Genomic DNA, 21,337 nt, shown 5'->3' on the forward strand with positions numbered 1-21,337 from the left:
CCCGTTCATCTTGACGAAGAGAAGAAGCCCCATCGTGCAGAACACCCAGCGCCCGTCCGCGATGCCGATCCACAAGTACCGGCCGTTCCACGAGCAGATCACCGTCCACCTGCCTGATCGCACGTGGCCCGATGCCCGCATCACCGAGGCCCCCCGCTGGTGTGCGGTCGACCTCCGCGACGGCAACCAGGCCCTCATCGACCCGATGTCTCCCGAGCGCAAGCGCGTCATGTTCGAGCTGCTCGTGAGCATGGGCTACAAGGAGATCGAGGTCGGCTTCCCCTCAGCGAGCCAGACCGACTTCGACTTCGTGCGTCAGCTCATCGAGGAGAACCTGATCCCGGATGACGTCACGATCCAGGTCCTGACGCAGGCGCGTGAGCACCTGATCGCCCGCACCTACGAGGCCATTGCCGGAGCCAAGCAGGCGATCGTGCACCTGTACAACTCGACGAGCGTGTTGCAGCGCGAGGTGGTCTTCCGCACCGACAAGCAGGGCATCATCGACATCGCGCTCGAGGGTGCCCGGCTGTGCCGAAAGTTCGAGAAGACGATCCCGGACACGCAGGTGTACTACGAATACTCCCCGGAGAGCTACACCGGGACCGAGCTGGAGTTCGCAGTCGACGTCTGCAACCAGGTCATCGAGATCTTCGAGCCCACGCCGGACCGCAAGGTCATCATCAACCTCCCTGCCACGGTGGAGATGGCGACGCCGAACGTCTACGCCGACTCCATTGAGTGGATGAGCCGTCACCTGAACCACCGGGAGAACGTGATCCTGTCGCTCCACCCGCACAACGACCGCGGGACCGCGATCGCCGCGGCCGAGCTGGGGTACATGGCCGGAGCCGACCGCATCGAGGGCTGCCTGTTCGGCAACGGCGAGCGCACCGGCAACGTCGACCTCGTCGCGCTGGGGATCAACATGTTCACGCAGGGCATCGACCCGCAGATCGACTTCAGCGACATCGACCAGGTCAAGCGCACGGTCGAGTACTGCAACCAGCTGCCGGTGCCCGAGCGCAGTCCGTGGGCCGGCGACCTCGTCTTCACCGCGTTCAGCGGATCGCACCAGGACGCGATCAAGAAGGGCTTCGAGGCCATGGCCGCGAAGGCCGAGGCGCAGGGCGTGACGGTCGACGAGATCGAGTGGGCGGTGCCGTACCTGCCCATCGATCCGAAGGACCTCGGTCGGTCGTACGAGGCCGTCATCCGCGTCAACTCCCAGTCCGGCAAGGGCGGAGTCGCGTACCTGCTGAAGTCCGACCACGCGATCGACCTGCCGCGCAAGCTCCAGATCGAGTTCTCCGGGGTCGTGCAGGCCAAGACGGATGCCGAGGGCGGCGAGGTCACCAGCGAGCAGATCTGGTCGATCTTCACCGACGAGTACCTGCCCGCCGACGACACCGAGGCGAAGTGGGGGCGGTTCGAGCTGCTCGCCACACAGACCCGGAGCGACATGTCCGGCGACGTGGTCCTCGACGTCGTGCTGCGGGACGACGACCAGGAGGTCTCCGTCTCGGGCAACGGCAACGGTCCGGTCGCCGCGTTCGTCGAGGTGCTGCGAGGACAGGGCTTCGACATCACGGTCTACGACTACGTCGAGCACGCTCTCAGCGCCGGCGGGGACGCGCAGGCCGCGGCGTACGTCGAGCTGCAGGTCGGCGACCAGCGTCTGTGGGGCGTCGGCATCGACGGAGACATCTCGACGGCGTCGCTCAAGGCGATCGTGTCGGGTGTGAATCGGTCGATCCGCAGCCGTCAGCAGGAGTTGGCCGCCGTCTGACCACCGTTCGAGTCGCGCGATCGGTCGTATCCGTCCGTCGACGGGACCGATCGCGCGATTCGAAGTCGGGGGTCAGCCCATCCACTGCACCAGCTGCCAGATGAGGCCGTTGGGATCGGCGAACTGGCAGTAGCGTTCGCTCCACGGCTCGGTCTCGGGAGCCGTGATCACCCGCGCACCCGCGGCGGCGATGCGCGCGAACTCCCGGTCGATGTCCTCGACGACGAAGACGATCAGCGTGCCCTGACCGGCGGATCCGGCGATCTCCTTCGGGCGGAACGTCGACAGCCCCGTCTCGAGGAAGATGACGTTCGGCACCGGCCCCGGGTGCTGCAACGAGACGAAGCCCTCCGCGGACATCGCCTCCTCGAACCCGAAGTGCGTCATGGCGAAGGCGGCAGAGGCTGCGACGTCGGGGACGTTGAGCGAGAGGGCGGTCTGCGTGATGTTCACGGTTCTCCATTCAGAAAGTCTGTACAGCGTATAGGGTTAAGGCGCGAGCGGTCTAGGCTATTCCCGATGACCAAGGACCTCGTCGATCTGCTCTGGCGGCACAGCCCCGTGGCTCCCGCGACCCCGCAGCGCGGACCGAAGGCGCGTCATTCGACGGATGACGTGGTCGACCGCGCCGTCGCGTTGGCTGACGCCGACGGCCTCGCCGCGGTGACCATCCGGTCTCTCGCGCAGAGCCTCGACCTGACGCCGATGTCGATCTACACCCACGTCAACAACCGCGCCGACCTGCTCGTCCTGATGGCGGACGCGATGAATGCCAGGATGCGCGCCGTGTCTTTGCAGGCCTCCGGATGGCGCGACGCGGTCCGAGCGGTCGCCGAGAACAACCTGCGCCTTTTCCGGGCCCACCCGTGGCTCATCGACATCCGCGATCCGCGGGTCGCGCTCGGCCCGGGCACCATCGCCAAGTACGACCGGGAGCTCTACGCCTTCGACGGCCTCGGTCTCGGCGCCGTGGAGCGCGACGCGGCGCTGAGTTTCGTGCTGGACTTCACCCTCTCTGCGGCGGCGCGCATGCGCGAGCAGCAGAGTGCGGAGTCGTTCGCGGCCTCGTGGGCGGAGGCAGCGCCGCGTCTGGCGACCTACCTGGGTGACGATCTGCCGCTCGCCCGGTCGGTGGGCCAGGCTGCCGGGGAAGCCATGGGCGCGCCCTACGACGCTCGGACGGCGTGGGAGTTCGGCCTCGCGCGCGTGATCGACGGGCTCGCCGCCACCTGACCCTCTTTCGAGTCGCGCGATTGGACGTATCTGGCCGCTGGATGGGACCAATCGAGCGATTCGGAGTCAGTCTTGGGGCTTCACGATCGCGATGGCGCCGGTCTCCGCGGCGACCTTCCGGCGGTAGAGACGGCGCTGCTCCGGGAGGGACACATCGAACGTCACGGCGAGGATCCGGATCACGGCCGTCACCACGATGCCGATGACCGCCGCGAGGGGGATCGGCATGCCGACGGCGTTCGCCACGACGATGAACGTGCACCCGGCCGCTGCCGCGACCGCGTACAGGGAGCCGACGTGCATGATGGCGGTCGGCAGTCCCATGAGCATGTCGCGGAGGACGCTCCCGCCGACCGCGGCGCACACGCCGATGAAGACCGCGGGTACTTCGGGGATGCCGAAGGCGAGGGCCTTGCTCGTTCCGAAGGCGCCGAACATGCCGATCACCACGGCGTCGAGCACGACGATCGCGGTGTTGAGCCGCGTGAAGAGTCCGGCCAGCAGCATGCCGAGCAGCGCGGCACCCGCGGCCGTGACCAGATACCACTGGTTCTGCAGCGTCGCGGGAGTCTGTCCGAGCAGGATGTCGCGGATGAGACCGCCACCCATGCCGATCATGATCCCGATGATCGCGACGCCCAGCCAGTCGAGCCGACGCTGCCCTTGGAACCCGGCGGCGAACATCGCGCCCTGCACTCCGCCGAGGCCGACGCCGAGGAGGTCCGCCCACAGCGGAATGGTGAAGAGCGGTTCGGTCACGCGTCCATTGTCCCGCACGGAGGATAATCGAAGGGTGCCCACCTACCGAGACGAAGCGGTGATCCTGCGCACCCACAAGCTGGGCGAGGCGGATCGCATCGTCACGATGCTGTCCCGGCGGCACGGCAAAGTGCGCGCGGTCGCGAAGGGCGTACGCCGCACCTCGTCGAAGTTCGGCTCCCGGCTGGAGCCGTTCATGGTCGCGGACGTCCAGCTCTACGAAGGCCGCTCGCTCGACATCGTGCAGCAGGCCGAGTCGCTCGGGGCGTACGGCACGGACATCGCCGCCCATTACGACCGGTTCACCGCCGCGAACGCCATGGTCGAGACCGCCGACCGTCTCAGCGACGCCGAAGCCACCCCGGAGCAGTACCTGCTGCTCGTCGGGGGCCTCCGGGCGCTGTCCCGCGGCGAGCATGCCCCGCGCAGCATCCTCGATTCGTACCTGCTGCGAGTCATGTCCCTCTCGGGATGGGCGCCGTCCCTCGACGACTGCGCCCGCTGCGGTGCCCCCGGACCGCATTCCGTTTTCGTCGCGCAACTCGGCGGCCTGGTGTGCCCGGCCGACGCGCCCGCCGGCAGCCCCCGAATCGCCGAGAAGACACTCACACTGCTGCGCGCGCTGATCCGCGGCGACTGGGACCTCATCGACGCCGCCCCGCACGCCGACACCGCCGCCGCGTCCGGTCTCGTCGCGGCGTACGCCCAGTGGCACCTGGAGCGGGGCATCCGCTCGCTCGCGCACGTATCGTCCACCCCCGGAGAAGGAGCACGGTGAGCCCGAAGCCCTACACGCACAAGGACGCGGTGCCCTACCGGGCGATCGACTGGACCGGGGTCTACCCGCCCGCGTTCCCCGCGGTCCCGGAGCACGTCGCCATCGTCATGGACGGCAACGGACGGTGGGCGAATCGCCGGGGGCTCAACCGCATCGAGGGGCACAAAGCGGGGGAGGAGGTGCTGCTCGACGTGGTGGCGGGCGCGATTCAGGCCGGCGTGAAGCACCTCTCCGTCTACGCCTTCTCCACCGAGAACTGGGCCCGTTCGCCGGAGGAGGTCCGCTTCCTCATGGGCTACAACCGCGATGTGCTGCACCGCCGTCGCGATCAGCTCAACGAGTGGGGGGTGCGGGTCCGGTGGGCCGGGCGCAAGCCGCGCCTGTGGGGCAGCGTCATCAAGGAGCTGCAGTATGCCGAGCAGCTCACCCGCGACAACGACGTGCTCACCCTCACCATGTGCGTCAACTACGGCGGACGGATCGAGCTCGTCGACGCGATGCGGGCGATCGCGGCCGATGTCGCGGCCGGGCGGGTGAAGTCGAACGCGATCAGCGAGAAGATGATCCGTCGGCACCTGTACGTGCCGGACATGCCGGACGTGGACCTGTTCCTGCGCAGCTCAGGGGAGCAGCGCACCTCGAACTTCCTGCTGTGGCAGTCGGCCTACGCCGAGATGGTGTTCCTCGACACGCTGTGGCCGGACTTCTCCCGCGAGGAGCTCTGGCGTGCGATCGGGGTCTACCTCTCCCGCGACCGGCGCTTCGGCGGCGCCGTGGACACCCCGACGTCGGCCTGAGCTCGCAGCCAGCGCTTGGTCTCGCGCGGATGCGTCAACCGCACGATCGTGAGATGCGGGAAGCGCTCCTGTACCTCCGGGAAGCGCTCTGCCCATTTGTGGAGCGTCGCGGTCTGCCACGCCAGGATGTTCTCTTCCGGATCGCCTCGGAGCATTCGCCAGATCGGCTTCTCGACGTTCCCGTTCCACATCCGGGTGCGGAGGAGACTGCGGCTGAGGGTGCGCCGGAGCAGACGCGACCGCACCACGCGGTACGGGTAGTCGAGCCAGAGCGCGAGCTGCGCCCTCGGGGTCAGGATCTCGTCGGTCCCCTTGCTCGTGTACTGCCACTCGGTCACCCAGCGCTCCTCCGCCGCGAAGGCGCGCACGTCGTCGAGGAACTCCGCCCGCGGGGTCCAGTCCGGGCCGTGGAACAGGCCGTCGATCTCCACGTGGTGGAGGTCCCAGAGGGCGGCCAGCCGTCGGGACAGGGTCGTCTTCCCCGAGCCGGTGACGCCCGCGACGAGCACCCGTGCGGGCCGGAAGGGCAGCGGATCGTCGGCGGAGAGCATCCGAGGATTCTACTGACGGAATACGTCGGATGCGCGAGCGGTTGTCCCCCGTGTGACTGAACCCATCGCCATCGACATCTGGTCCGACATCGCCTGCCCCTGGTGCTACATCGGCAAGCGCAACCTCGAGAAGGGCCTCGAAGCGGTCGCGGCCGACGAGGACGCTCCGCAGGTCACGGTCACCTTCCACTCCTTCGAGCTCTCCCCGGACACCCCCGTCGACTTCGACGGGGACGAGATCGACTTCCTTTCCGGGCACAAGGGGATGCCGCGCACGCAGGTCGAGCAGATGCTCGCCAACGTCACGAACGTCGCCGCGAACGCAGGGCTGCAGTATCGGTTCGACCTCCTGCAGCACACGAACACCGTGAAGGCGCACGAGTTGCTGCACTTCGCGAAGGCCGAGGGCCGCCAGCACGAGATGGAGGAGCGGCTCATGTCCGCCTACTTCACCGAGGGCAAGCACGTGGGACGCATCGACGACCTCGTGGCCCTCGCCGCCGAGGTCGGTCTCGACGCCGATCGTGCCCGCGCGGCTCTCGAGAGCGAGCAGTACCTCGCCGATGTCCGCCAGGACCAGGCGCAGGCCCGTGCGTACGGCATTCAGGGCGTGCCGTTCTTCGTGGTCGACGGTCAGTACGGCATCAGCGGCGCGCAGCCGCCGGCGGCGTTCGAGAACGTGATCCGCGACCTCTGGGCGCAGCGCAGCGCGGCCGTCGAGGCCTGACCCGCATCGACAGACGACGGCGGGGACCCCGGGTCGGGGGTCCCCGCCGTTCTGCTGCCCGGGCTCAGAGGCGCTGCTGGCGGGGTCCGAGGGGGAGCGGCTCCATCGGCTGATCGTTCGCCGTCAGGTCGATGCCGAGGTCCCTGGCGTAGACCACCCGGGTCGCGATGGAGACGTCCTCGCCCGTCTCCTTCAGCTCGAAGACCCGGCCCCCGCGCATCCGGTTGCGCTCGGCGCCGGCGAGGCCGTACGCCCCGAAGCCGGTCCCGGGGGCATAGCCCAGCATCACGCCGTAGTAGTCGCCCACGTAGTCGTTGATGTGGTCGTGCCCGACGAACACGCCCTTCACGTCGCCGCGCTCGAGGATCGCGTTGAACATCCCCGAGTTGAACGGGCCGGGGCACTCGTCCTCGTTGCGCTCCCCGACGATCCCGTGCCGGGCCTTGCCGCGGGCGGCGTCCGCCGCTGTGCGGGTGTCCACGCCACCCCACCACATGAAGCGGTGCTCCCACAGCGCGATGTGCAGGAACATGAGCCCGGGGATCTTGCGCCCGCGGCGCTGCTCGAGACGCTGCGACTGCTCGCGGTACCAGGCCACCTGGTCCATACGCAGCCAATCCCACGCCGGGTAGCCGGCGAAGTCCTGGCCGTCGATGGCATCCGGCGCGTACCGGCCGGAGTCCATCAGCCAGAGCGCGAACGCCTCGCGGTTCTTCTTCGCCGCGGAGCCGATCGTGACGATGGTGTTACTCGTGCCGGTCACGCCGCGGGTGTTCTCCGCATTCACGTTGTACTCGTAGGAGCGGTAGATCTTCAGCATCCCCGCCTCGTCGACGCCGGACTGGGGCAGGGAGTCCTCGTCGTGGTTGCCGTACGTGACCGCCCACGGGATGCGGCGCGACTCCATCGGCATGACGACGTTGTTGATCGCCTGCTTCACCGCCAGCCGCGTCTCGCATCCGCCCGTGATCACATCGCCGTTGATGACCACGAAGTCCGGCTTCTCCTGGTCGAGCACCTTCTCCATCAGCTCGACCGTGCGGCGGTCTGTGAGCTCGTCGTCCTGCGTGTCGTTGAACTGCACGACCTTGAAGGTGCCGTCCGCACGGAAGCGCAGGTTCCGCGCCTGTGCCGCGCCGGGTGATGCCGGGACGATCACCGCGGCGGCGGGAGTCGTGCCGAGGGGGAGGGCGGTGCCGAGCGCGCCGAGCGCTCCCGCGGTGAGGACAGTTCGCCGGCTGATCGGCAGTCGGTCGGGCATGCGTGGTCTCCTTCGTCTTCGGGCGATATCGCCGCGGCGAGACTAGGGACGCCAGATGTCGAGGGGGAAGCCGGCAGGTGAACGCGGCCCGTCCCCGTGAGCCTGCAGGAGCGGTGCCGCCGTGACCGGGAGGTGAACGACGCTCAGCGGGTGAGCGCGGCCTCGATCGCCTCGACGATCTCCGGAGCGTCCGGCTTCTGCTTCGGGCGGAAGCGCAGCACGTCGCCGTCCGGCAGCACGAGGAACTTCTCGAAGTTCCACTCGACGCGGCCGGCCTTGCCACCCGCGTCCGGGGTCTCCTTGAGGGCCTTGTAGAGCTCGGCGGCGTTCTTGCCGTTGACCTTGACCTTGTCGTTCACCGGGAACGAGACTCCATAGGTCGTGGAGCAGAACTCGAGGATCTCGTCGACCGAACCGGGCTCCTGGCCGAAGAACTGGTTGCAGGGGAACCCGACCACCGTGAAGCCGCGGTCGCCGAAGCGGCGCTGCAGCTCCTCCAGCTGCTCGTACTGCGGGGTGAGGCCGCACTTGGAGGCCACGTTCACCACGAGCACCACGTCGGCACCCAGATCGTCCAGAGTCTTCTCCTGCCCCTGAGCGTCGGTGAAGGGGATGGAACGGAGCGCGGAATCGGTCATATGCACAGCTTAGGTCGACGCATCCCCTCCGGCTCCGGGTCTGGGAGAATGGACACGCCATGACTGTCGCCACCGCCCCCGCCCGCCCCCTCCGCATCGGCCCGATCGACCTCGACGTGCCGGTCGTCCTCGCGCCCATGGCCGGGATCACGAACACGGCATTCCGGCGCCTGTGCCGCGAGTACGGGGCCGGCCTCTACGTCAGCGAGATGATCACGTCGCGCGCCCTCGTGGAGCGTAACGAGACGACCATGCGGCTGATCCGGCACCACGAGTCGGAGACGCCGCGCTCCATCCAGCTCTACGGCGTCGATCCGAAGACCATCGCCGAGGCCGTCCGCGTCATCGTCGCGGAAGACCACGCCGACCACATCGACCTCAACTTCGGCTGCCCGGTCCCGAAGGTGACACGCAAGGGCGGCGGAGCGGCCCTGCCATGGAAGTCGAAGCTCTTCGCGGACATCGTCGATCAGGCCGTCAAGGCCGCCGGCGACATCCCGCTCACGGTGAAGATGCGTAAGGGCATCGACCGCGATCACCTCACGTTCCTCGACGCCGGGCGCGCCGCGGAGGATGCCGGTGCCGCTGCCGTGGCGCTGCACGCCCGCACCGCGAGCGAGTTCTACTCCGGTCACGCCGACTGGAACGCGATCGGCGAGCTCAAGCAGGCGGTGACCAGCATCCCCGTGCTCGGGAACGGCGACATCTGGTCGGCCGAGGACGCCGTGCGCATGATGGCGGAGACCGACTGCGACGGCGTCGTCGTCGGGCGTGGCTGCCTGGGTCGGCCGTGGCTGTTCGGGCAGCTGGCTCTCGCCTTCGGGGGAGAGGGCAAGACGGTCGATGCGACGCTTGGCTTCGTCGCCGACGCGTTCCGCCGTCACGCCGAGCTGCTCGTCGAGTTCTTCGAGGACGAGGACCGCGGCTGCCGCGACATCCGAAAGCACGTCTCCTGGTACTTCAAGGGCTACCCGGTGGGCGGCGACATCCGCACGGGCCTGGCCACCGCGTCGAGCCTGCAGGAGATCGACGACCTTCTGGGCCGACTCGACCGTACGGCTCCGTACCCGGGCGCGGACGCCGAAGGGCAGCGTGGCCGCGCGGGGCACCCGAAGAGGACCGCCCTTCCGGAGAAGTGGCTGGAGTCGCGCGAGCTCGCCTCGTCGGCGTCGGAGATGATGCGTGGAGCGGAGATCGAGAACAGTGGCGGATGACCCCCTGGGCGGCGCACGCGCCGACGGCTATGACCCTCGTGACGCCGAGCGCTTCTTCGCGGAGACCCATCGTTCCGAACGGGACGACTTCGCCCGCGACCGGGCGCGGGTGCTGCACTCCGCGGCGCTGCGACGGCTCGCCGCGAAGACGCAGGTGCTCAGCCCCGCCAGCACGGCCGACTTCGCCCGCAACCGCCTGACGCACTCGCTCGAGGTCGCCCAGGTCGGTCGAGAGCTCGCCGCGGCCCTCGGGGTCTCGGCGGACGTGGTGGACACCGCGTGCCTGAGTCACGACCTCGGTCACCCGCCCTTCGGCCACAACGGCGAGCGGGCGCTGAACGAGTGGGCCGAGGCCATCGGCGGCTTCGAGGGCAACGCCCAGTCGCTCCGCATCCTCACCCGCCTGGAGGCGAAGGTGCTCGACGCCGACGGCTCCTCCGTCGGTCTGAACCTCACGCGGGCGAGTCTCGACGCGACCTGCAAGTATCCGTGGACCGTCGACAGCCCCGTCCCCGACCCGGGTGGTCGACTGAAGTTCGGCGTGTATCCGGAGGACGAGGCCGTGTTCCGGTGGATGCGCGAGGGGGCTCCCGGCCGCCTGCGCTGCATCGAGGCCGAGATCATGGACCTCTCCGACGACATCGCCTACTCCGTGCACGACTTCGAGGATGCGATCGTCAACGGCTACGTCGACGTCGCTCAGCTCGCCGACCCGGCGGCGCACGAGGCGTTGCTCAGCCGGATCCAGCAGTGGGTCGGCTACGACTTCACGCGCGACGAGCTGGCCGATGCCCTCTACCGGCTCGCCTCGCAGCCGATGTGGCTGGCGTCGTTCGATCGCTCCCGGCAGGACCTCGCCCGGCTCAAGAACCTGACGAGCGATCTCATCGGGCGCTTCGCGCGCGCGGCGGTCTCCGCTACGCGTGAGGCGTTCGGCGGCACGCGGCTGGTCCGCTACAACGCGCACGTCATCGTCCCGCGCGTGGTCGAGGTCGAGATCGCGGTGCTCAAGGGCATCATGGGGCAGGCGATCGTCACGATCGACGCCAGGAAGGGCGTCTACAAGGAGCAGCGCCGAGTGCTGAAGCGGTTGGCCGACGCCCTGTGGTCGACGGACACCCTGTGGTCGGCCGGCGCCGACGTTCTGGAGCCCGCGTTCGCGGCCGACTTCGTCGCGGCGGAGAGCGATGCGGAGCGGGCGCGGGTGGTCGTCGATCAGATCGCGAGTCTGACCGATCAGAGCGCGATCGACTGGCACAACCGGTTGGTCGGGGAGATCGACCCGGCGGAGGTCGGCATCTGGACGCCGCGTCATGCGCGCCCCGGCGCGCGCACGCCTGTCGAGAGGCGGCCCGTCGCAGAAGGCGCCCGCTGATGCCCCGCATCAGGCAGGCCGACGTCGACGAGGTCAAGGCCCGCACCAATATCGCGGACATCGTGGGGGAGCGCGTGGCGCTGAAGTCCGCGGGCGTCGGCTCCCTCAAGGGTCTGTGTCCCTTCCACGACGAGAAGAGCCCCAGCTTCCACGTGCGTCAGCAGGTCGGCTACTACCACTGCTTCGGCTGCGGTGAGTCGGGCGACGTGTACTCCTTCCTCCGGGCGATGGACCACGTGAGCTTCACGGAGGCGGTCGAGCGCCTCGCGGGCCGCATCGGCTACACCCTGCACTACGAGGACGGCGGCGCGGCGCCGGAGACGAGTGGCCGCAGTCGGCTGTACGCGGCGAACACGGCCGCGGCGGAGTTCTTCCGCTCCCAGCTGCTGTCTCCCGATGCGGAGGCGGCCCGACGGTTCCTCGGGGAGCGCGGCTTCGATGCGGGCGCCGCGGCGCACTTCGGTGTCGGCTTCGCGCCGCGAGGCTGGGACGGCATGCTCAAGGCGTTGACCGCCCAGGGCTTCACGCGCGAGGAGTTGAGCACGGCCGGCCTCGTCTCGACGGGACAGCGCGGCGTGTACGACCGATTCCGCGGGCGTCTCGTCTGGCCGATCCGCGACGTGTCCGGGCAGACCATCGGCTTCGGCGCGCGCAAGCTCTTCGAGGACGACCAGGGCCCCAAGTACCTCAACACCCCTGAGACGCCGATCTACAAGAAAGCCCAGGTGCTCTACGGGCTCGATCTCGCCAAGCGCGACATCGCGCGCGGCGACCCGCGTCGGGTCGTCGTCGTCGAGGGCTACACCGACGTGATGGCCTGCCACCTCGCCGGGCTCACGACGGCCGTCGCGACCTGTGGCACCGCGTTCGGCGCCGAGCACATCAAGGTGCTCCGGCGGGTGATGGGCGATGACAATGCGTCGGGCGAGGTGGTGTTCACGTTCGACGGCGACGAGGCGGGGCAGAAGGCCGCGCTCCGGGCGTTCACGGAGGACGACAAGTTCAATGCGCAGACCTTCGTCGCGGTCGCGCCGGACGGTCTCGACCCGTGCGACCTCCGGCTGCAGCGCGGAGACGCGGCCGTGCGCGGCCTCATGGACGCGAAGCAGCCGATGTTCGAGTTCGCGATCGATCGCAAGCTCGCGGGTTTCGACCTCGCCACGGTCGAGGGACGGGTCGGCGCCCTCCGCGCCGCCGCCCCGATCGTCGCGGAGATCCGCGACCGCCTGCTGCGCCCCGGCTACGAGCGGGTGCTCGCACGCCGCCTGGGCATGGACCCGACGGAGGTGCACGGAGAGGTCGAGCGCGCCGCCCGAGGGGCGCAGGCCGCTGCCTCCCAGCCGCGCCGCGAGGCGGTGCCGCGAGTCGATCCGGCCACGGGGGCGCCGGGCGTGGCCGCCGTCACGCTGGCGAGCCTCCCGCGCTCGCCCGACGTCGCCGTGGAGCGCGACGCACTCATGGGGGCTCTCCAGTACGGACACCAGGTCGATACGGCGCTGCTGACGCGGGCCCTCGCCGAGCCGTTCCGCACGCCCGGTCTCGATGCGGTGCGTGAGGCCGTCGTCGCCGCACCCGACCGCAGCCGGCCGGGATGGGTGACCGATGCGGTGAACAGCGTGCGCGAGCCCTATCGCTCGCTTGCCGGGGAGCTGTTGATGACCCCGTTCCCCGCCCGCGACGAAGCCGGTGCGGTGGCGTCCGCGACCGATCTCGCACGGCGGCTGGTGCTGCGGCAGCTCGAGCACGAGAAGCAGGAGCTTCTCGGCGCCGTCCAGCGGGTTCCGGCCGACTCCGACGGCGGGCGCGCGCTGCGGGTGCGGCTGCGGGACATCGACGTCGAGCGCCAGCGGTTCTTCGCCGAGTCGTAACCGGAACGGCGGCGCACGAGACGGCAGGATGGACACATGCCCCGCACGCCCGAATCCTCGAACGCGATCGAGTGCTCCGATCTGGTCATCGACCGGATCGGTCACGGCACGCCCAATCGCGCCGTCGACGGCGTGACGTTCTCGCTCGATCCCGGCGGGCTGATCTGCGTCGCGGGGCCCACCGGATCGGGGAAGTCGACCCTCGTCGCTGCGCTGGCCGGCTCCACCGATCCTTCGGTGCGCGTCGTCGGCGGGCGGGCGCAGGTGTGCGGCATCGATATCCGTCGTCCGGGTCGCAAGCACCGCATCCTCACCTACCGCACGGGCTTCGTGCCGCAGGGTGCCGGGGCGGATCTGCCGCCGCAGCTGACGGTCAACGAGGTCATCGCCGAGCCGATCCTCATCCGGGAGAAGCGCGTCAACACCCGCGCGCTGTCGATCCGCGTGGCGACGCTCCTGGACGAGCTCCACCTGCCGCTCGGGACCGCGACGAAGTTCCCCTACGAGCTCAGTGCGGGCATGCGCCAGCGCGTCGCGATCGCCCGCTCGTTCGTGCTGGAGCCGCGTGTGCTCATCGCCGACGAGATCCTCGCGAACCTCGATCTGGAGGTGCGCCCGGTGGTGTTCGACGCCATCACGCGACGCCGCAAGGAAGAGGGGATGGCAGCGCTCCTCGTCACCAACGACGCGGACTTCATCCGTGAGCTCAACGCCGAGACACTGATGCTGCGCGGGGGCCACGTCGTCGCGCGCGGCGTCGGCAAGGACCTCCTCTGGGTGCCCAACGCGGAGTCGGATTCCCGCCGCTGAGCGCGACACGCCCGACGGCCGCGGAAGGCGGCCCGGTGTCACGAACAGGCTCCGGAGTTTGCTAAACTTGACGAGTTGCCCGCACCGCGGAGCACATTCCTCGGTAGCTCAATTGGCAGAGCAGCCGGCTGTTAACCGGCAGGTTCTTGGTTCGAGTCCAAGCCGGGGAGCCAACGAGAAAAGCCCCCTCTTCGGAGGGGGCTTTTGTCGTTGGCGGGCTGCCGCACGGGCGCCGGACGGAGAAGAGCCCCTCCACGCGGAGGGGCTCTTCTCATCGGGGAGCGTCGTTCAGCCGACGCCCTCCATGGCGCTCGTCTCGGTGTTGCCGATCCGGGCGATCACGTCCGGGCGGCGACGCGCGAGGTAGGCGTACCGGGTCAGCGCGAGGGCGACAGTCACGAGGAATACGTACGGGATCACGTTGTACGGGAACGCCGGGACGGGCCACACGTTCGCGAAGAAGACGTACGCCATCGTCACGACGGCGACAGTCGCGCACACCTTGACCAAGCCGTTCCGCATCTTCGCCCGCTGCGTGTAGACCACGCAGGCGATGGCGACGAGGGCGTAGGCGACCATGTAGCCATAGGTGCCCCAGGTGTTGACCCAGACGAGGATGTCGCCCGTCGCCGCTCCCGCCACCAGCAGCACGATGTCGACCGTGATCGCCGCAGCGCCGGCGAGGATGAGCACGCGGTGCGGCGTGAGGTGCTGCTCGTGCGTGCGGCCGAAGCGCTCCGCGACGACACCCTCCTTGCCCATCACGTAGACGATGCGTCCGATCACGTTGAGCGGAGCGACGACGACCGCGAAGAACGACGCGGACACCCCGAAGGTGAGCACGGCGGCGAACCAGCCCGGCATGCCGATGAGGGCGGACATGCTCTCCAGTGGGCTTGCGGCGGTGGCGAGATCGTCACCGAGCACCGCGATCTGCGTGTAGGCGGCGAAGACGTAGAGGACGCCGACGCCGAGGGCGCTCCACATGATCGCGCGGGGGATCGCCTTGTACGGCTCCTTGGCCTCGCGCCCGAGGGCGTCCGCGGAGGAGAAGCCCACGAAGCCCAGGATGCCGAGCACCATGCCGGACGCGATGCCCTGGAACGAGGAGCCGGTCGCGAGCACCTGCGCAGGGTTCCACGCGGTGGGACCCGCCCACACGAGCGCCGCGATGAGCAGCACGAGGATGATGCCGACCGAGAGCAGCTCGAGGACGAGGGAGACCCGCGCGGAGAGCCGGATACCACGGATCGTGAAGAGCGTGGCGAGCCCACCGAGCACGACCGCAAGGCCGATGTCCCAGCCGAGGCCCTGCGCCGGGAGGCCGAGCATGCTCAGGAACTGCGCCATGTAGCTGACCGAGCCGCTGAGGGAGGCCGCCGCGATGCCGAAGCAGCCGATCAGCAGTGTGACCCCGGCGAGGAAGGCGCCGAACGGGCCGAGGCCCTTGGACACGTAGGTGTAGAGCGAGCCCGCGGAGGCGTGCTTGCGGGCGAACACCACGACGCAGTAGCCGACGCACAGGATCACGATCGTGGCGAGGGCGAAGGCGTAGATGGTGCCGTTCCCGGCACCGAGGAAGATGGCGGCGGCGGTGAAGGCGATGACCGCGCTGGGGGCGATGTTGGCGATGGCCTGGGCGGCGAGCTCGGGTCCGCTCATGACGCCGGTGCGGAGACCGGCATCCTGCGGGGCGCCAGGCGGGGCGACGACGGTGTCTGACATGGGTCTCCTGGATTCGGGTTTCAGGGATGGGGGCCGCGCGTGGCGGTCAGGGGATGAGGAGGGTGCGCAGTGCCGAGCCGCCGTCGAGGTCGTCCAGGGCGGCGGCGGCCTCGGAGAGCGGACGACGGCCGGAGATCAGCGGATCGATCTTGAGCTGCCCGTCCATGTAGCGGTCGACGAGCGCGGGGACGTCGATCGACGGGCGCACCGAGCCGTAGTTGGAGCCGAGGATCCGCTGGTCGGCCTCGGCGAGGACGAGCGGCTCGAACGAGGCGCGTGCGCCCGTGGGCGGCAGTCCGACGATCACCGCGGCACCGCCGAGCCCGAGCATCTGGATGGACTGCTCGGTCGTGGAGGTGCGCCCGATCGCGTCGAAGGCGTAGTCGACGCCGTCCGGGATGAGCTCCCGCAGCTGCGCCACGGCGTCGCCCTGGGAGGCGTCGATGCGGTCGGTGGCCCCGAACTGCAGAGCCATCTGCGTCTTCTCCGGCCGCACGTCGATCGCGACGATGCGCTCGGCACCGGCGAGACGGGCGCCCTGGACGACGTTGAGCCCGACGCCGCCGCAGCCGATGACGGCGACGGTCGATCCCGGTTCCACCGCGGCGGTGTTCAGTACGGCGCCCACACCGGTCGCGACCGCGCAGCCGACCACGGCGATGACGTCGAGGGGTGCATCGTCGCGGACCTTGACGGCACCGGACGCGGGGACGACCACCTCTTCCGCGAACGACGAGACACCGAGGTAGTGATGCAGCTGCTCGCCGTCACGGCTCAGGCGGGACGTGCCGTCGAACAGCACGCCGAGAGGAGCGACCACGGTGGCGACCTTCTGACAGCGGGCCTCGTGGCCGGCGCGGCAGTAGCGGCATTCGCCGCACGGGGGCACCCAGCTCAGCACGACGTGGTCGCCGACGGCGAGCGTGGTGACGCCCTCGCCGAGTTCGGTGACGACGCCGGAGCCCTCGTGCCCCATGACCAGGGGAGCGGCGGCGTCCCACTCGCCGCGCTTGACGTGCAGGTCGGAGTGGCAGACGCCGGCAGCGGCGATGCGCACGCGCACCTCACCGGCGCGGGGCGGGGCGAGGTCGACGTCGACGAACTCGATGGGCGACTGGGGGTCGCGGAAGACAACAGCTTTCATGACATCCTTCGGAAAGTGGGGATGCGCACGATGCTAGGAGAGAGGGGAAGTTCTCGGCATCCGACAGAAGTGTGAAGAGCGGGGACACTCTTCGACAATCTGTATGATCTGAGAGTGGCTCGTGACGTCGCCTCCGTGGCCAGATATCTTCGGGCGGAACTGCTGCCCGGCGCCGTCCCCGGAGCGCGGCCCGTCCATGCGGTGCTACCCCTCGCCGACTTCGGTCCGCCGGTCGATCCGCTCCACGTGACCCTCGTCGCGGCGGAGGAGTTCCCGATCCTCGGCGTCGAGGATGACCGACGCGCGGCGTTGGGGGAGGCGGTGGTGGTCACCAGCGACGACAGCCCCGGTCTTCGCCAATCCGTCAGAGATGCGGGGATCACGGCGATCGTCGGGGTGCCGATGTCGCCGCCGCTGCTGGTCCCGACCCTGACCTCGCTTCTCGCGGTCGATCAGGCGGCGGAGGCGCGGGCGATCACCTCGGCGATGCGGGTGCTCACCCTCGCGGCGCGACGCAGCGGCATCACCGGCGTCATCGCGGAGCTGGCGCACCGCATCGACGGGTGGGCCGTGCTCCTCGACCGGCACGGCGAGGTCATCACGACGGCGGGCGCCGGGAGCCTGCACATCGACGACGCGATCGCCGTCGCCGTCGGCAGGCCGGTGCGCGTGCGGCATCGCGCTCTCCAGGTGCATCCGGTCGGCCCCGGTCAGGACATCAGTGCGCAGCTCGTGACCGCTCCGCGGAACGACAGCTCCGGCCGCGGTCGGGAACTGAGTTCGCAGGCGGCCGCGCTGCTCGACCTCTTGATGCGCACGAGGGACAGCAGCCAGCTGGAGCGCCTCGGCCGCTCCATGATGTTCGAGACCCTGCGCGAAGGAGGAGAGGATGCCACTCGTCTGCTCCGCCGTTGGGGGGTGCACGAGCGCGTGCTGGTGGGCTTCGCCCTCGCGTCCCGGACCAGCGGGGTCGACGTCGAGCACCTGCTCGGTCTCTGGCTCGACGAGCTGGGAGCGGAGCACGTCTTCACGTCTCAGCGGGGAATCGTGCAGGGCGTCGTGCGCGAGGACCATGCCGACCAGATCGCGCATCGCGCCCGAGCGTTCGCGTCGACGCTCTATCTCGGTCTCGGCCGACCGGCGGGCACGGATGCCCTCGCCCGCACCATCGATGAGGCGCGGCACGCCTGCGAGGCCGCGCGCTCTGGCGGTGAACGCGTAGTCCGCTACGAGGCCATCCCGACGGTGTCGTTCGTGCTCGGGGCGCTGGACCCGGATCAGACCGGCCGGCTCGCGCGCCTGCTCGACCCGCTCCGAGCGACGGAGCGGCCGGCCGAGCTCCGGGACACGCTCCGGGTGTTCCTCGCGTGCAACGGGGCCTGGAGCGACAGTGCGGCTCGACTGCGCATCCACCGACAGACGCTGACGACGCGCATCCGACGGATCGAGGATCTCATCGGCCTCTCGCTGTCCGATCCGGACGACCGCGTCGCCGCGTGGCTCGCCCTGCGCGCGGGCGACGGCTGAGTCCCTGGCTGACGACGAAGGGCCCCGCCGGATGGCGGAGCCCTTCGTGAAGACGCGGTCGGATCAGCGCGCGGCGCCCTTGAGCGACCCCTCGACCTGGCCGGCCGGGTCGACGATGATGCACTGGATCACGCGGTCGTTGGCCTGCTCCCACGACTCCTGGCTGGGCGTCAGCGTGGTGACGTCGAGGGCGGACTCCTGGTAGGAGACGCCGACGAAGGAGGTGTACGCGTCGCCGATGCACTCCTCGGAGGCGGTGCTGATGGCGTCCTCGGAGTAGTCGCCGTCGTCCATCTTGATCTCGTAGAAGACCTCTTCGTCGTGCGGCTCGGAGCACGGCACGACGTTCGCGTCGGTGAGCATCCCGGAGCCGGTCTCGAGCATGCAGTCGCCGAGCTTCACGGAGAAGACGTCGATGTTCGCGCTCTCGGTGACCTGGCCGGTCTCTTCGTCGCGGTCGGCGTCGGCGCGACCGCCGCCGAGGATGCTGTTGATCGCGCTGCAGCCGGTGAGGGCGAGCGAGACGGCGACGGCCGAACCGGTGAGCACGAGTGCGCGACGGGTGCGCGACTTCATCATGGAATTCCCCTTCAGAGCGTGACGCGGGGCATGCTGAATATCCCCGCCGCGAACACGCTATAGTGCCCGGAGTCTATGACGCAACTTGAAGGATGCTGTGCGCCGGCTGAACGCGATCAGCCCTCGAGGTCGTCGACGCCGGGGAGCCAGCTGGCCCCCGGGCGCCCCCAGCCCCGTTTGCGGGCGATCTTCTGCGTCGTCTTCCAGTCGGAGTCGGAGAGACGGTCGATGTAGAGCACGCCGTCGAGGTGATCGAACTCGTGCTGCATGATGCGCGCGCGCCAGCCGTCCACCTCCAGCGAGATCGGCCCACCGTCCAGATCGGTCGCCGTGACCCGCACCCGGTCGGACCGGCGCAGCGGGAACCGCTCGCCGGGGAAGGACAGGCAGCCCTCGGACTCCAGCTCGGGATCCGGTGACCCCGGCTCCGGAGGCGTCATCCACAGCTCGGGGTTGATGAGCACACCGCGCCAGGGCCGGTCGTCGTCGTCGACGTAGGAGTACGTGTAGATCCGGAGCGGCACGCCGACCTGAGGGGCGGCGAGGCCGACGCCGGGCGCCGCGTCCATCGTCTCGAACATGTCGGCGACGAGGGTGCGGATCTCGTCGGTGATCGCCTCGACGGGGGAGGCAGGGGAGTGCAGGACGGGATCGCCCATGATGCGAATCGGAAGGACAGCCACGTCACAACCCTAGTCGGCGGCACTCTCCGGGTAGGGTCGTACTGTGAGCGCAGGGGTGTGGATGGGGACGGTCGAGGACGTCGGTGACCAGCTGGTCGGAGCGTTCCAGAACCCGGGCCTGCTCCTGGGCATCCCGTTGGCCCTCGCCGGCGCGGTCTTCATGTCACTCGGGGCGCAGTACCAGCACCGCGGCGTGGAGAAGGTCGAGCGACTCAGCGGCTCCGACGGCGCCGCGGGGCTCAGCTTCGATCAACTCAAGCGGCTCTTCACGCGGCCGTCGTGGGTGGTCGGGACGCTCATGCTCGGCCTCGCGATCGTCTGTCAGCTCGCGGCCCTCGTCAAAGCGCCGCTCATCGTGGTGCAGCCCCTCGGCGCGATCGCCCTGGTCATCACGACGCTCCTCAACGCTCGTATCTCCGGGCACGCCCCCACGAGGCAATCCCTCACCGCGATCATCGCCTGCGTCGGCGGCATCTTCCTCTTCGTGTTCTTCGCCGCGATCTACGCGACGGAGAAAGAGGTCACGGACCGGGAGCTGTTCGTCATCCTCGCGATCCTGCTCGTCGTGATCATCGTGCTCGGGGCGTGCTGGCTGATCCTCCGGCATCGGATGCGGGCGCTGTTCTACATCATCGGCGCCGGCATCCTCTACGGCTTCGTCGCGACCCTCGCGAAGGTGATCATCAAGCGCATCGAGGCGGGGCAGTTCGAGTGGATCACGGCGGTCTGTCTGCTTGCGCTGCTCTCCGCCGGGGCTGTGGGCGCGTACTTCGTGCAGACCGCCTACAGCTCCGGCCCGCCCGACCTCGTCATCGCCGGCCTCACCGTGGTCGACCCCATGGTGGCCGTGCTCATCGGCATGCTCGTCCTCGGCGAGGCCGCGGCCGCGCCCTGGTGGGTGTTCATCATCTTCGGGGTCGCCGGCGGCATCGCCGTCTGGGGCGTCGTCGGGCTCGCCCGTTTCCACCCGCAGGTCCTCAGCGAGAGCCAGGACCTCGGTATCACGCGGGGAAGCGACCCCGTGGCTCCGCCTGCCACGCCGTCAGCCGGCGCGCCGGAACAGCCGGACGCGCGGGAGACGCGCGACCCGGACGCTCAGTAAGCCTGGTCGATGAGGTCGGGCGAGACCTCGGACGCCGCCGCCTCGTCGACGAAGAAGACCGTCCGCTTGCGCCCCTTCGCCCCTGCTGCCGGAACACTCGTGTAGCTCGCACCGGCCAGAGCAAGCCCGAGCGCTGACGCCTTGTCGGCGCCGGTGAGGACCAGCCACACCCGCTTCGACGCGTTGAGCACCGGGCGTGTGAGGGTCACCCGCTCGGGCGGCGGCTTGGGGGAGTCTCGAACCGGGAGCGCCGCGGCGTCGGTCACGGTGACCTCGTCGCGATCCGGGAACAGCGACGCGATGTGCCCATCGGGACCCACGCCGAGAAAGCACACCGCGAACGATGGCCACGGGTGGTCGTCGGAGCCGAAGCGGGCGAGCTCGGCAGCGTACGCCGCGGCGGCCTCGTCGAGGTCGAGTCCGCTGTCCGACGCGGCGACCTCGTGCACGTTCTCGGCGGGGAGGTCGATGTGGTCGAGCAGCGCCTCCCGGGACTGGAGGGCATTGCGGTCCGCGTCGTCTCGCGGCACGTACCGCTCGTCACCCCACCAGAAGTGGACGAGCGACCAGTCGATCTCCGCGGACCGGGGATTCTCCCGCACCGCGCGCAGGACCGCACCGCCCATCGAGCCGCCCGTCAGGGCGATGTGGGCGAGGCGGCCGTTGCGCGTGCGCGCGCGGACGCGGGTGAGGAAGCGATCGGCGACCCGGAGGGCGAGGGTGGTCGGGGTGGATTCGACCACGACCCGCTTCTCTGCGGACGATCCCGGCATCGAC

21 protein-coding genes and 1 tRNA gene are annotated in these 21,337 nt (G+C 69.6%); 12 read left to right on the forward strand and 10 right to left on the reverse strand.

What is annotated here, in order from left to right; all coding sequences use genetic code 11:
* Nucleotides 1–34: 34 nt before the first annotated feature.
* Nucleotides 35–1,789 carry a 2-isopropylmalate synthase gene (gene leuA, locus CYL12_RS02865; protein WP_101845368.1) on the forward strand — a complete coding sequence of 585 codons (1,755 nt, stop codon included), beginning with the start codon at nt 35–37 and terminating at the stop codon, nt 1,787–1,789.
* A 72-nt stretch (nt 1,790–1,861) separates the two neighbouring features.
* On the opposite strand, the gene CYL12_RS02870 is transcribed toward leuA, so the two are convergent.
* On the reverse strand, nt 1,862–2,242 hold the full coding sequence (locus tag CYL12_RS02870) for a VOC family protein (RefSeq protein ID WP_101845370.1): 381 nt from the start codon (nt 2,240–2,242) through the stop codon (nt 1,862–1,864).
* A gap of 66 nt (nt 2,243–2,308) precedes the next feature.
* On the opposite strand from CYL12_RS02870, the gene CYL12_RS02875 reads away from it, so the two are divergent.
* Nucleotides 2,309–3,022, forward strand: coding sequence for a TetR/AcrR family transcriptional regulator C-terminal domain-containing protein (locus tag CYL12_RS02875; protein WP_101845372.1), 714 nt, complete (start codon nt 2,309–2,311; stop codon nt 3,020–3,022).
* A gap of 66 nt (nt 3,023–3,088) precedes the next feature.
* Here CYL12_RS02875 and CYL12_RS02880 read toward each other — a convergent pair whose 3' ends face one another.
* Nucleotides 3,089–3,781, reverse strand: a complete 693-nt coding sequence (locus tag CYL12_RS02880) for a trimeric intracellular cation channel family protein (RefSeq protein ID WP_101845374.1) — start codon at nt 3,779–3,781, stop codon at nt 3,089–3,091.
* Nucleotides 3,782–3,815: 34 nt separating this feature from the next.
* On the opposite strand from CYL12_RS02880, the gene recO reads away from it, so the two are divergent.
* Nucleotides 3,816–4,559, forward strand: a complete 744-nt coding sequence (gene recO, locus CYL12_RS02885; protein WP_101845376.1) for a DNA repair protein RecO — start codon at nt 3,816–3,818, stop codon at nt 4,557–4,559.
* Nucleotides 4,556–5,356 carry an isoprenyl transferase gene (locus CYL12_RS02890; protein WP_101845378.1) on the forward strand — a complete coding sequence of 267 codons (801 nt, stop codon included), beginning with the start codon at nt 4,556–4,558 and terminating at the stop codon, nt 5,354–5,356. The genes recO and CYL12_RS02890 overlap by 4 nt, the downstream gene beginning before the upstream one ends.
* Here CYL12_RS02890 and CYL12_RS02895 read toward each other — a convergent pair.
* Entirely contained in the window at nt 5,299–5,907 is a 609-nt protein-coding gene (locus CYL12_RS02895; protein ID WP_101845380.1) for an adenylate kinase family protein, read from the reverse strand. The two genes, CYL12_RS02890 and CYL12_RS02895, sit on opposite strands and share 58 nt — an antisense overlap.
* A 52-nt stretch (nt 5,908–5,959) precedes the next feature.
* Here CYL12_RS02895 and CYL12_RS02900 point away from each other — a divergent pair, with 52 nt between their 5' ends.
* A complete protein-coding gene (locus tag CYL12_RS02900) occupies nt 5,960–6,634 on the forward strand; it encodes a DsbA family oxidoreductase (RefSeq protein WP_060922175.1) in 675 nt (224 codons plus the stop codon).
* A 64-nt stretch (nt 6,635–6,698) separates the two neighbouring features.
* On the opposite strand, the gene CYL12_RS02905 is transcribed toward CYL12_RS02900, so the two are convergent.
* Both CYL12_RS02905 and CYL12_RS02910 read right to left on the reverse strand, forming a co-directional pair.
* On the reverse strand, nt 6,699–7,895 hold the full coding sequence (locus CYL12_RS02905) for a metallophosphoesterase family protein (protein ID WP_199399179.1): 1,197 nt from the start codon (nt 7,893–7,895) through the stop codon (nt 6,699–6,701).
* 143 nt (nt 7,896–8,038) lie between these two features.
* The gene (locus CYL12_RS02910; RefSeq protein WP_101845385.1) at nt 8,039–8,533 is read right to left on the reverse strand and encodes a glutathione peroxidase; all 495 of its coding nucleotides are present in this window, start codon (nt 8,531–8,533) and stop codon (nt 8,039–8,041) included.
* Nucleotides 8,534–8,592: 59 nt separating this feature from the next.
* Here CYL12_RS02910 and dusB point away from each other — a divergent pair, with 59 nt between their 5' ends.
* The 5 genes from dusB to CYL12_RS02935 all read left to right on the forward strand — a co-directional run bounded on the left by dusB (nt 8,593) and on the right by CYL12_RS02935 (nt 13,973).
* Entirely contained in the window at nt 8,593–9,747 is a 1,155-nt protein-coding gene (gene dusB, locus CYL12_RS02915; RefSeq protein WP_101845387.1) for a tRNA dihydrouridine synthase DusB, read from the forward strand.
* On the forward strand, nt 9,737–11,122 hold the full coding sequence (locus tag CYL12_RS02920) for a deoxyguanosinetriphosphate triphosphohydrolase (RefSeq protein ID WP_101845389.1): 1,386 nt from the start codon (nt 9,737–9,739) through the stop codon (nt 11,120–11,122). Before dusB ends, CYL12_RS02920 begins: the two co-directional genes overlap by 11 nt.
* On the forward strand, nt 11,122–12,990 hold the full coding sequence (gene dnaG, locus CYL12_RS02925; RefSeq protein WP_101845391.1) for a DNA primase: 1,869 nt from the start codon (nt 11,122–11,124) through the stop codon (nt 12,988–12,990). Before CYL12_RS02920 ends, dnaG begins: the two co-directional genes overlap by 1 nt.
* 36 nt (nt 12,991–13,026) lie before the next feature.
* Nucleotides 13,027–13,800: an ATP-binding cassette domain-containing protein gene (locus CYL12_RS02930; RefSeq protein ID WP_101845393.1), complete on the forward strand. Its 774-nt coding sequence runs from the start codon at nt 13,027–13,029 to the stop codon at nt 13,798–13,800.
* Between the two features lie 97 nt (nt 13,801–13,897).
* Nucleotides 13,898–13,973, forward strand: a tRNA-Asn gene (locus CYL12_RS02935).
* 115 nt (nt 13,974–14,088) lie between these two features.
* On the opposite strand, the gene CYL12_RS02940 is transcribed toward CYL12_RS02935, so the two are convergent.
* Together CYL12_RS02940 and CYL12_RS02945 are read right to left on the reverse strand one after the other, a co-directional pair.
* Nucleotides 14,089–15,525: an APC family permease gene (locus CYL12_RS02940; protein ID WP_101845396.1), complete on the reverse strand. Its 1,437-nt coding sequence runs from the start codon at nt 15,523–15,525 to the stop codon at nt 14,089–14,091.
* A gap of 46 nt (nt 15,526–15,571) precedes the next feature.
* Nucleotides 15,572–16,669, reverse strand: coding sequence for an alcohol dehydrogenase catalytic domain-containing protein (locus CYL12_RS02945; protein WP_025103665.1), 1,098 nt, complete (start codon nt 16,667–16,669; stop codon nt 15,572–15,574).
* Nucleotides 16,670–16,804: 135 nt separating this feature from the next.
* Between CYL12_RS02945 and CYL12_RS02950 the strand changes: the two genes are divergently transcribed.
* Nucleotides 16,805–18,196, forward strand: a complete 1,392-nt coding sequence (locus CYL12_RS02950) for a PucR family transcriptional regulator (RefSeq protein ID WP_233486824.1) — start codon at nt 16,805–16,807, stop codon at nt 18,194–18,196.
* 63 nt (nt 18,197–18,259) lie between these two features.
* Here CYL12_RS02950 and CYL12_RS02955 read toward each other — a convergent pair whose 3' ends face one another.
* Nucleotides 18,260–18,775 (reverse strand): septum formation family protein, encoded by a 516-nt coding sequence (locus tag CYL12_RS02955; RefSeq protein WP_101845400.1) that lies wholly within the window; start codon nt 18,773–18,775, stop codon nt 18,260–18,262.
* Nucleotides 18,776–18,891: 116 nt separating this feature from the next.
* Nucleotides 18,892–19,458 (reverse strand): peptide deformylase, encoded by a 567-nt coding sequence (gene def, locus CYL12_RS02960; RefSeq protein WP_101845402.1) that lies wholly within the window; start codon nt 19,456–19,458, stop codon nt 18,892–18,894.
* 61 nt (nt 19,459–19,519) lie between these two features.
* On the opposite strand from def, the gene CYL12_RS02965 reads away from it, so the two are divergent.
* Nucleotides 19,520–20,560, forward strand: coding sequence for a DMT family transporter (locus CYL12_RS02965; RefSeq protein WP_101845404.1), 1,041 nt, complete (start codon nt 19,520–19,522; stop codon nt 20,558–20,560).
* Here CYL12_RS02965 and pgl read toward each other — a convergent pair.
* A complete protein-coding gene (gene pgl / locus CYL12_RS02970; protein WP_199399180.1) occupies nt 20,554–21,333 on the reverse strand; it encodes a 6-phosphogluconolactonase in 780 nt (259 codons plus the stop codon). The genes CYL12_RS02965 and pgl overlap by 7 nt on opposite strands.
* Nucleotides 21,334–21,337 lie beyond the last annotated feature (4 nt).

The organism is Zhihengliuella sp. ISTPL4 (genome assembly GCF_002848265.1).
GTDB lineage: Bacteria > Actinomycetota > Actinomycetes > Actinomycetales > Microbacteriaceae > Microbacterium.